This is a genomic window from Pseudomonas sp. TWI628 (assembly GCF_039673865.1).
Lineage (GTDB): Bacteria > Pseudomonadota > Gammaproteobacteria > Pseudomonadales > Pseudomonadaceae > Aquipseudomonas.
Genome location: NZ_JBDJMM010000057.1, coordinates 1 through 9,339 on the forward strand (window position 1 = coordinate 1; position 9,339 = coordinate 9,339).

7 protein-coding genes are annotated in these 9,339 nt (G+C 67.3%); all 7 read left to right on the forward strand.

Annotated elements, in window-relative coordinates:
- The first annotated feature begins 372 nt into the window (after window positions 1-372).
- Genes ABE528_RS27160 through ABE528_RS27190 form a run of 7 tightly spaced genes read left to right on the forward strand, consistent with a single transcriptional unit; the run spans window position 373 to window position 9,107 of the window.
- A complete protein-coding gene (locus ABE528_RS27160; RefSeq protein WP_346654617.1) occupies window positions 373-1,956 on the forward strand; it encodes an ABC transporter substrate-binding protein in 1,584 nt (527 codons plus the stop codon).
- Complete coding sequence (locus tag ABE528_RS27165) at window positions 1,953-2,885, forward strand: ABC transporter permease (protein WP_346654612.1); 933 nt, start codon at window positions 1,953-1,955, stop codon at window positions 2,883-2,885. The genes ABE528_RS27160 and ABE528_RS27165 overlap by 4 nt, the downstream gene beginning before the upstream one ends.
- Window positions 2,886-2,906: 21 nt before the next feature.
- Complete coding sequence (locus ABE528_RS27170) at window positions 2,907-4,151, forward strand: acyl-CoA dehydrogenase family protein (RefSeq protein ID WP_152958781.1); 1,245 nt, start codon at window positions 2,907-2,909, stop codon at window positions 4,149-4,151.
- 14 nt (window positions 4,152-4,165) lie between these two features.
- The gene (locus tag ABE528_RS27175; protein ID WP_346654613.1) at window positions 4,166-5,488 is read left to right on the forward strand and encodes an LLM class flavin-dependent oxidoreductase; all 1,323 of its coding nucleotides are present in this window, start codon (window positions 4,166-4,168) and stop codon (window positions 5,486-5,488) included.
- Window positions 5,489-5,516: 28 nt separating this feature from the next.
- Complete coding sequence (locus ABE528_RS27180) at window positions 5,517-6,572, forward strand: NADP(H)-dependent aldo-keto reductase (protein ID WP_346654614.1); 1,056 nt, start codon at window positions 5,517-5,519, stop codon at window positions 6,570-6,572.
- Window positions 6,573-6,612: 40 nt separating this feature from the next.
- Window positions 6,613-7,461: an ABC transporter permease gene (locus tag ABE528_RS27185; RefSeq protein ID WP_346654615.1), complete on the forward strand. Its 849-nt coding sequence runs from the start codon at window positions 6,613-6,615 to the stop codon at window positions 7,459-7,461.
- Window positions 7,458-9,107, forward strand: a complete 1,650-nt coding sequence (locus ABE528_RS27190) for an ABC transporter ATP-binding protein (protein WP_346654616.1) — start codon at window positions 7,458-7,460, stop codon at window positions 9,105-9,107. Before ABE528_RS27185 ends, ABE528_RS27190 begins: the two co-directional genes overlap by 4 nt.
- Window positions 9,108-9,339 lie beyond the last annotated feature (232 nt).

Sequence of the window (9,339 nt, forward strand, 5' to 3'; positions counted from 1 at the left end):
ACCCTGTGGGAGCGGGTTTACCCGCGAATGCTCTGGAATGGCCACCGCCGCATTCGCGGGTAAACCCGCTCCCACAGGGCACTGCACTGCCTGACTGTCTGGATTCCAACAGTCGGTGGGCAGTTTGTCCGGTTGGCGTGTTTGGGAAGTTGCTGACGCCCCGTAAACACGTGGAAAGGAGGCTGGCACGACAACTGCAGTAGCCCTTTATGTAGCCGTCTATATAAAGGCCCTGCTGTGCAGCCAAATTCCCGCTTATTCAGTCTATGCCTGTTGACCAGTGCGCTGTTAGTTGCCGCGTGTTCACCCGCCACGCCCCCGCAAACCCAAAATAGCCTAAAGGGCGAAGCGGTCAGCGCAGTGAGCGGCGTGATGCGCTACCCGGCCAGCGACTTCGTAGAACAGCAGGCCGGCCAGCGCGGCGGCACCTTGCGCGTGTCGGCGGCGACCGACGCCGGCAGCTTCGATATCCATGCGTTGTCCAACGGCAACATGCAGTGGATGGGCCGCATCCTGTTCGATTGCCTGGTGTACCAGGCCGAGGACGGTACCCTCACGCCGTGGCTGGCCAAAAGCTGGGATATCAGCGCCGATGGCCTGACCTACACCTTCCACCTGCGTGACGACGTCACCTTCAGCGACGGCGAGCGCTTCGACGCCGAAGCGGTGCGCGTCAACCTCGAACACATGCGCGACCCGAAGACCAAGTCGCCGCTGGCCGCTGCCTACATCGCACCGTACCTGCAGGGCCGGGTGGTTGATGAATTCACCTTCGAGGCCACGTTGAGCGCACCCTATGCGCCGTTTCTCGATGTGCTGTCGCAAGCCTGGCTGGGGATGATCTCGCCGCGGCAGATTATCGAGGCGCCCGCGACCATCGCCAGCCAGCCGATCGGCACCGGGCCGTTCGTGCTGACCGGCTGGGTGCGTGACCAGCGCGCCAGCTTCGCCCGCCGCCCGGGCTACCACTGGGCGCCACCGGCGATCAACCACCAAGGCGAGGCCTACCTCGACGGCATCGAGTTGAGCTACGTGCCCGAAGCGATGATCCGCTACACCTCGCTGGAAGCCGCCGATAACGACATGGCCCTGGACGCCCCGGCACAAAATGCGGCGGCGATCCGCGCCAACTCGCAGCTGACCCTGCGCAACCGCATCCGCAAGGGCAACCCGATGCGCAGCATCACCTTCAACGTCGAGCGTGTGCCGTTCGATGACGTGCGGGTGCGCCAGGCCGTGGCCAAGGCCATCGACCGCGATGGCCTGGCGTGGATCTCCGGCTTCGGCGAGTACCTGGCCAAAGGTGACTTTCTCGCCGTGAACACCCCCGGCTACGACCCGCTGGCACGCGATGCGCTGGCGTTCGACCCCGCCGCAGCGGGCCGCCTGCTGGATGCCGCCGGCTGGACCGGGCGCGATGCCGAGGGTTATCGCACCCGCGACGGCCAGCGCCTCGGGGCGACCATGCTGACCTACGACAACCCGGCGTTCCCGGCCAATGTCTCGGTGGCCGCCCAGGCGGACCTGCGCAAGGTCGGCTTCGACCTGCGCATCGAGCTGCTGCCGATCAGCAAGGTCATGGAGCTGCGTTACCGCGGCAACTTCGATGCCCTCGGCGGCGGCTACTGGCACACCAATACCGCCGACGGCCTGTACATCCTCTACCACAGCCAGTCGATCCCCAGCGCCCGGATGATCGGCCAGAACGTCGGCCACTTCCGCGACGCCCAGCTCGATCAGCTGCTCGGTGAAGCCCGGCGCAGCACCGACCTGGCACAGCGGCGCGTGCTGTATCGCCAGGCCCAGCAGCGCCTGGGCGAGACCGTGCCGGCGGTGCCCTCGGTGGAAAGCCAGATGCTCCTGGCCTACCGCAACGAGGTCGGCGGCGTGCTGTTCGATGGCTCGCACAACGTACCCCTGTTCACCAGCGTGTGGCTGGCGAAGGAGCAACCATGAAACTGTTGGCGACCTTGCTGCGCCGCCTGCGTGACGGCGTGATCGTGCTGTGGGCGGCGGCCAGCCTGACCTTCCTCGGCATGCAGCACAGCGGCGGCGACACCGCACTGGCAATTCTCGGTGGCCCGGACGCCATGCCGAGCGAAGCGCTGCTGGCCCAGGTGCGTGCCGGATACGGCCTCGATCAACCCCTGTGGGTGCAGTACGGCCATTACCTGCTGCGCCTGGCCAAGGGTGAGTTGGGCGAGTCGTACCGGCTGCGCATTCCGGTCGGCCAGGCGATTGCCGAACAGGCCGGCGCAACCCTGGCCCTGGCCAGCAGTGCGGCGGTGCTGGCGGTGCTGCTGGCGCTGGCCTCGGCGCTGCTCACCGCCAACCGTGGGCGACGCCTGCGGGCGCTGGTGTCGGGCATCGAGCTGGTGCTGTCGTCGGCGCCCAACTTCGTCATCGGTACCGTGCTGCTGCTGGCCTTCGCCTTCTACTTCCATGTACTGCCGCCGTCCGGTTCGAGCGGTTGGCGCTCGCTGCTGCTGCCGAGCCTGGCCCTGGCGCTGCCGATCGCGGCGGTGCTGGCCCAGGTGCTGCGCCAGTCACTGGAGCAGGTGCTGGAGCAACCTTTCATCACCCAGGCCCGCGCCCGCGGCATGGGTGACACCGCCGTGCGTCTGCGCCATGCCCTGCGCCACGCCCTGGTGCCGCTGGTGACCCTGGCCGGCTACGTGTTCGCCAGCTTGCTCGGTGGTGCCGTGGTGCTGGAACTGCTGTTTGGCCGGCAAGGCATGGGCCGGCTGATGCTCGACGCCACCGCCACCAAGGATGTGCCGCTGGTGCTCGGCGTGACCTTGCTCGCCGCCGGCATGTACGTGCTGGTCAACCTGCTGGTGGACCTGGCGACCCAAGCCATCGACCCGCGTACCGCGCGCCCCTGAATTCACCAAAAAGGAACTGTCATGAGTCAAACCCCGATTACCGACGCTGAACTGGATGAGCGCCTTGCGCCGATCTACGCGCGCATTGCCGAAGGTGCGGTGGCCCGCGAGCAGCAGCGCACCCTGGCCCATGAGCCGGTGGCCTGGCTGCGCGAAGCCGGCCTGGGTGCCCTGCGCGTTCCCCGTAGCCACGGTGGCCTTGGCGCGACCTTGCCGCAGTTGCTGCGCCAGCTGGTGCGCCTGGGCCAGGCCGATTCCAACCTGCCGCAGATCTTCCGCGCCCACTTCGGCTTTGTCGAAGGGCGCCTGTCGTCCAATGACGCGGCCTCCCAAGACTACTGGTTCGCCCGCGTGGTGGCCGGTGAACTGTGGGGCGCGGCCATGGCCGAGCGCACCGACAGCACCGGCAATACCGTGCAGCTCAGTGAAGGTGAGGGCGGTTACCGCCTGGACGGTGAGAAGTATTACTGCACCGGCACCCTCTACGCCGACTGGGTCGCGGCGGTGGCCAACCACGGCGACGACTTCGTCAGCCTGGCGGTGCCAACCCATGCGCCGGGCGTGGAGCGGGTCGATGATTGGGATGGCTTCGGCCAGCGCCTGACTGGCAGCGGTACCACGCGCTTTACCCAGGTGAAGGTTCAGCCGGAGCACCTGTTGCGCCGCTTCGCCAAGGGTGAGTTGCGCGCCGAATCCTACCTCACAGCGTTCTATCAGGCGGTACACCTGGCGACGCTGGCGGGCATCAGCCGCGCGGTGTTGGCCGATGCCGTGGCCTTCGTCCAGGGCCGCACCCGTGCCTTCGGTGTACCTGGGCAATCGCAACCGGCCGCCGACCCGCTGGTGCAGGCGGTAGTCGGTCGGCTGTCGAGCCTGGCGTTCGCCGCCGAGGCCCAAGTGGCAGCCGTGGGCCAGAGCCTGCAGGCGGTGTTCGAAGCGGGGCAGCAGGGCGAGGTGCCCGAGCAGCTGTACACCGACGCCGAGATCCACACCTTCCAGGCCCAGCAGATCGTCCTGCCGCAAGTGCTGCAAGCCAGCACCTTGCTGTTCGAGGTCGGCGGCGCCTCGGCCACCAGCACTACCCGGCGCCTCGACCGCCACTGGCGCAACGCCCGCACCCTGGCCTCGCACAACCCGGCGATCTACCGCGAGCAGGCGCTGGGCGACTACTACCTCAATGGCATCAGCCCGGCCCAGGCCTGGCGCGCTCGCCATGCTGCCGCCAGCCAAGGGCAGGGCAGTGGCGACGAAGCCAGCGCAGTCTGATCAGGAGACCCCGCATGAGCAGCAAACAGATGAGCCTGGGCATGAACATCCTCGGCTTCGGCTCGCATTCCGGCGCCTGGCGCCAGGGCGAGGCGGCACTCGATGCCTACATCGACGTCAACTACTACCGCGACATAGCGCGCATTTCCGAGCGCGGTTGCCTGGATGCGATCTTCCTCGCCGACGGCCCGGCGCTGCCGCCGGATGTGTCCGCGCAACCCGGCGGGCGCCTGGAGCCGACCGTGCTGCTGACCGCCGTGGCCGCCGCCACCGAGCGCATCGGCGTGATCGCCACCTGCTCCAGTACCTACAACGAGCCGTTCAACCTGGCCCGGCGCATCGCCTCGCTGGACCATATCAGCGGCGGCCGCGCGGCCTGGAACGTGGTCACCAATGCCGGTGACGCAGCGGCGCAGAACTTCGGCCTGGCCGGCGCGCCCTTGCACGTGGACCGCTACGGGCGTGCCGAAGAGTTCGTCGACGTGACCCTGAAGCTGTGGGACAGCTGGGAAGATGACGCGATCATCGGCGACCGCGCCGCGGGCCGCTTCGCTGACCCGCGCAAGGTTCACACCCTGGACTTCCAGGGCAAGCACTTTCAGGTCAAGGGCCCACTGAACCTGCCGCGCTCGCCCCAGGGCCGGCCGGTGCTGGTGCAGGCCGGTTCGTCCGAAGGCGGCAAGGCACTCGGTTCGCGCTATGCCGACGCGATCTTCACCACCCAGACCACCTTGGCCGACGGCCAGGCGTTCTACCAAGAGATGAAAGCCCGTGCCAAGGCGTGGGGGCGTGACCCGCAGCACCTGAAGATCATGCCCGGCCTGTCGACCGTGATCGGCAGCACCGAGGCCGAGGCCCATGCGCGCTTTGACGAGCTCAATGCCTGGCATGGCGAGCATGGCCTGTTGCAGCAGGTAGCGGGGCGTATTGGCATCGACGCCCGCGAACTGGACCCGGATGCGCCGTTGCCGTGGGAACGGATTGGCGCGGTGGCGGACTTCGAGCGGGGGTCGCACGGCTTTTTGGAGGCCCAGCTGAACCTGGCGCGTAGCGAGAACCTGACCATTCGCCAATTGTCACGGCGGATCCTGGTCGGGCATCGGCTGGCCGTGGGGACTCCGGAACAGGTCGCCGAGACCTTGGCCGAGTGGTTCCTGGCGGGCGCGGGCGATGGCTTCAACATCATGCCCGACATGTTCCCGTCCGGCGCGCGGGTGTTCGTCGAGGAGGTGGTGCCGCTGCTGCAGAAACGCGGGCTGTTCCGCACCGAGTACACCGGCACCACTCTGCGCGAGCACCTGGGCCTGCCCAAGGCCGTGAACCAGTTTGCCGCGTAGTCCAAACACCTTTCTCAGGAGATTTCCAATGCGCTACCGCCCCCTCGGTCACACCAACCTCCAGGTCAGCCTGCTCAGCCTCGGCACCATGACCTGGGGCCACCAGAACACCGAACAGGACGCCCACCAGCAACTGGACGCCGCCATCGCTGCGGGCATCAATTTCATCGACACCGCCGAGATGTATCCCACGCCCACCCGCGCCGAAACCTGGACCACCACCGAGCGCTACCTCGGCAATTGGATCAAGGCCCGCAGTAACCGTGACACGCTCATCCTCGCCAGCAAGATCGCCGGCCCGGCGCGTGATCCCGGCGGCCAGGCGCATATCCGCGATGGCCTGTCGCACCACGACCGCAAGAACATTGTCGCTGCCCTGGAAGGCAGCCTGCGCCGTTTGAACACCGATTACCTGGACCTCTACCAGCTGCATTGGCCCGACCGCACCAGCAACTTCTTCGGCATCCGCGAATACCCCTATGCCGATGACCACCCGGAAACGGCCGCCATCGAAGAAACCCTCGCGGTGCTCGACGAACAGGTCAATGCCGGCAAGGTGCGCCATATCGGCGTGTCCAACGAAACCCCGTGGGGCGTGGCGCAGTTCCTGCGGCACAGCGAGGACCAGGGCCTGGCGCGCATCGCCAGCATCCAGAACCCCTACAGCCTGCTGAACCGCCTGTACGAGAACGGGCTCTCGGAGTTCAGCCATCGCGAAGGGGTCAGCCTGCTTGCCTACTCGCCGCTGGCATTCGGGGCACTGACTGGCAAGTACCTGAACGGCACCAGGCCTGAGGGGGCACGGTTGTCGTCGGTGTATCGCACGTTCAATCGTTATGGCAGCGAGGAGGCCAACAGCGCCATCGGCAGCTATGTGCAGATTGCGCGGGAGCATGGGCTGACACCGGCGCAACTGGCCTTGGCGTTCGTGATTCGCCAGCCGTTCGTGGCCAGTGCGATCACTGGGCAGACCAGCTTGCTGCAATTGCAGGAGAACTTGAGTGCGTTGGACGTGCAGCTCACCGAAGAGGTGCTGGCCGAGGTCCAGGCCGTGCACCGCCGCATCCCCAACCCGGCACCGTAACCCTTGTTCGCGGGGCACAGGCGACAACAGAAGGACCGACATGAACGCGATTACATTGACACCCCCCATCGTGACCCACACCTGGCAGGTTCGCCCAGGCATTACGCTGGCCTGGTTCATCCTGGCCCTGCTCCTGCTGGCCGTAGCCTTCCCCAGTTGGCTATCCTCAACCGACCCCCTGGCCGCCGACGCCCGCCTGGCCTACCTCCCACCCAACAGCACCTTCTGGCTCGGCACTGACGAAAACGGCCGCGACGTGCTCAGCCGCCTGATCCACGGCACCCGCCCATCGCTCTGCATTGGCCTGGCCGCCACCCTGGTCGGCCTTGGCCTGGGCACGTCGCTCGGCCTGCTCGCAGGCCTGGCTCCCGCCTGGCTGGACAACCTGCTGATGCGCGCCGTCGATGTGCTGCTGGCGTTCCCCGACCTGCTGCTGGCGCTGGTCATCATCACCCTGTTCGGCCAAGGCACCAGCAACCTGATCCTCGCCGTGGGCATCGCCTCGGTGCCGCGCTATGCCCGCCTGGTCCGCGCCCAGGCCCTGACCATCCGCCACGCCGGCTTCGTCGAGGCCGCCGTCACGCTGGGCCGCAGACGCTCGGCGGTGGTGCTGGCCCACGTGCTGCCCAACGCCGTGCAGCCAGTGCTGATCCTGGCCTGCATCGGCCTGGGCGGCGCGATCACCGCCGCCGCCGCGTTGAGCTTCCTCGGCTTCGGCGCACCACCGCCCGCGCCGGAGTGGGGCGCGATGATGGCCGTGGCGCGCAACTTCATGGCCAACGCACCCTGGCTGATGGCCTGGCCGGCGTTGGCGATCACCCTGACCGTCATTTCCATCACCGTCATCGGCCGAGATTGGCTGCGCCGTAGCGAGGGCAGAAACCCATGAGCATCTTCGAACAGCACCCGGCACCCTTGGTGGACATCCGCGACCTGCGCGTGAGCTTCAACGGCGTGCCGGTTGTGCACGGCGTCGACCTGCAACTGCGCGCCGGGCAGTGCCTGGCGCTGGTGGGCGAATCGGGCTCAGGCAAGAGTGTGACGGCCCGCACGCTGGTCGGCCTGACCGGGGCCGGCGCTCAGGTGCAGGCACAGCGGCTGGCGTTTGCCGGGCAGGACCTATGCCGGCTTGGCGAGGCTGACTGGCAGCGCTTGCGCGGTGGGCGCATTGGCTTCGTCATGCAGGATGCGCTCGGTTCACTCGACCCATTGCGGCGCGTAGGCGCCGAGATCGAAGAACCGTTGCTGTTGCACACCGACCTGGCCGCCGAACAGCGTCGCTTGCGCGTGCTCGAACTGCTGCGCCAGGTCGGTGTGCCTGAGCCCGAAGTCCGCGCCCGGCAATACCCGTGGCAGTTGTCTGGAGGCCTGCGCCAGCGCGCCTTGATTGCTTCGGCCATCGCCTGCCGGCCGCGCCTGTTGATCGCCGACGAGCCCACTACCGCGCTGGACGCCACGGTGCAGGCGCAGATCCTCGACCTGCTGGAACACCTGCGCGCACGTGACAACAGCCTGCTGATGGTCAGCCACGACCTGGCCGTGGTCGCGCGCCTGGCCGACTGGGTGGCGGTGATGCGCCATGGCGTGGTGGTGGAGCAGGGCACGGTCGAACAGATCCTGCAGGACCCGCAGGAGCCTTATACCCAACGCCTGCTGAGCGCAGCGCGGGCAGTGCATTTCCAGCGTCCGACAGTGCCGGCGCTGGCGCTGGTGGAGGAGACGGTGGACGAGCAACCGGTGGTGTTGGAGGCGCGTGGCCTACACAAGGCTTTCGTCGGGCCGGATGGCCAGTCGCGTCAGGTGCTGAGCGATGTATCCCTGCAATTGCGCGCCGGGCAGACCCTCGGTGTGGTCGGCGAATCTGGCTCTGGCAAGAGCACGCTAGGCCGCATCCTGCTGGGGCTGGAGCGGCCGGAACAGGGCAGTGTGCACTTGGCCGGGCAGGACTGGCTGGCGCTTTCCGCTGCGCAGCAGCGCCAGGCCCGGCAGGGCATTCAAGTGGTGTTCCAGGACCCGCTGGCCTCGTTCGACCCGCGCTATACCGTGCTGCGGGTGCTGGCCGAAGCGTTGGCTCAGGCGGGTGTGCCGCGTGGGTTGCAACGTACCGAGGCGGTTGCGTTGCTGGAGCGGGTGCAGTTGCCGGTGGGCCTGCTTGACCGTCGGCCGCTGGAATTGTCGGGCGGGCAGCGCCAGCGCATCGCGATTGCCCGGGCGCTGGCGATGAAGCCCAAGGTGCTGGTGCTGGATGAGCCGGTGTCGGCGCTGGATGTGTCGGTGCAGGCGCGGATTCTGGCGTTGCTGGCGGAGCTCAAGGCGGAGTTGAACCTGGCTTGTCTGTTCATCTCACATGACCTTGGGGTGGTGGAGCAGGTCAGTGATCAGGTGCTGGTGATGCAAGGGGGCAGGGTAGTGGAGCAAGGGGCGGTGGCGCAGGTGCTCGGGCAGCCGCGTCATGCCTATACCCGAGCCCTGCTCGATGCAGTGCCGCATCTGCCGGCGGCGCGGCCTCGCTGGATTGAGCGGATTGCCGTGTAAGCCTGTGCCGGTCTTTTACGAATGGGACAACCAAGGCGGACAGCGGTGACCTCACAGGAGGGACTGGCCCGAAACAAACTGTAGGAGCGGATTTATCCGCGATGCGCCGCGCGGGCGGCGCTGGGACTGTCAGATTTTTTGTGTGCGGGCCGGTAACGGCCTGCCGTTAGGCAGGCCCTGATTTTCACCAGGTCGGCCTGATGAACCGATCTCCGTACAGAACCGCAAATTG

Excerpts from the sequence above, each read along its gene's own strand:
- ABE528_RS27170 (WP_152958781.1), top strand. The coding sequence starts at position 2,907 with ATGAGTCAAACCCCGATTACCGACGCTGAACTGGATGAGCGCCTTGCG.
- ABE528_RS27160 (WP_346654617.1), top strand. The coding sequence starts at position 373 with ATGCGCTACCCGGCCAGCGACTTCGTAGAACAGCAGGCCGGCCAGCGC.
- ABE528_RS27180 (WP_346654614.1), top strand. The coding sequence starts at position 5,517 with ATGCGCTACCGCCCCCTCGGTCACACCAACCTCCAGGTCAGCCTGCTC.
- ABE528_RS27175 (WP_346654613.1), top strand. The coding sequence starts at position 4,166 with ATGAGCAGCAAACAGATGAGCCTGGGCATGAACATCCTCGGCTTCGGC.
- ABE528_RS27165 (WP_346654612.1), top strand. The coding sequence starts at position 1,953 with ATGAAACTGTTGGCGACCTTGCTGCGCCGCCTGCGTGACGGCGTGATC.
- ABE528_RS27190 (WP_346654616.1), top strand. The coding sequence starts at position 7,458 with ATGAGCATCTTCGAACAGCACCCGGCACCCTTGGTGGACATCCGCGAC.
- ABE528_RS27185 (WP_346654615.1), top strand. The coding sequence starts at position 6,613 with ATGAACGCGATTACATTGACACCCCCCATCGTGACCCACACCTGGCAG.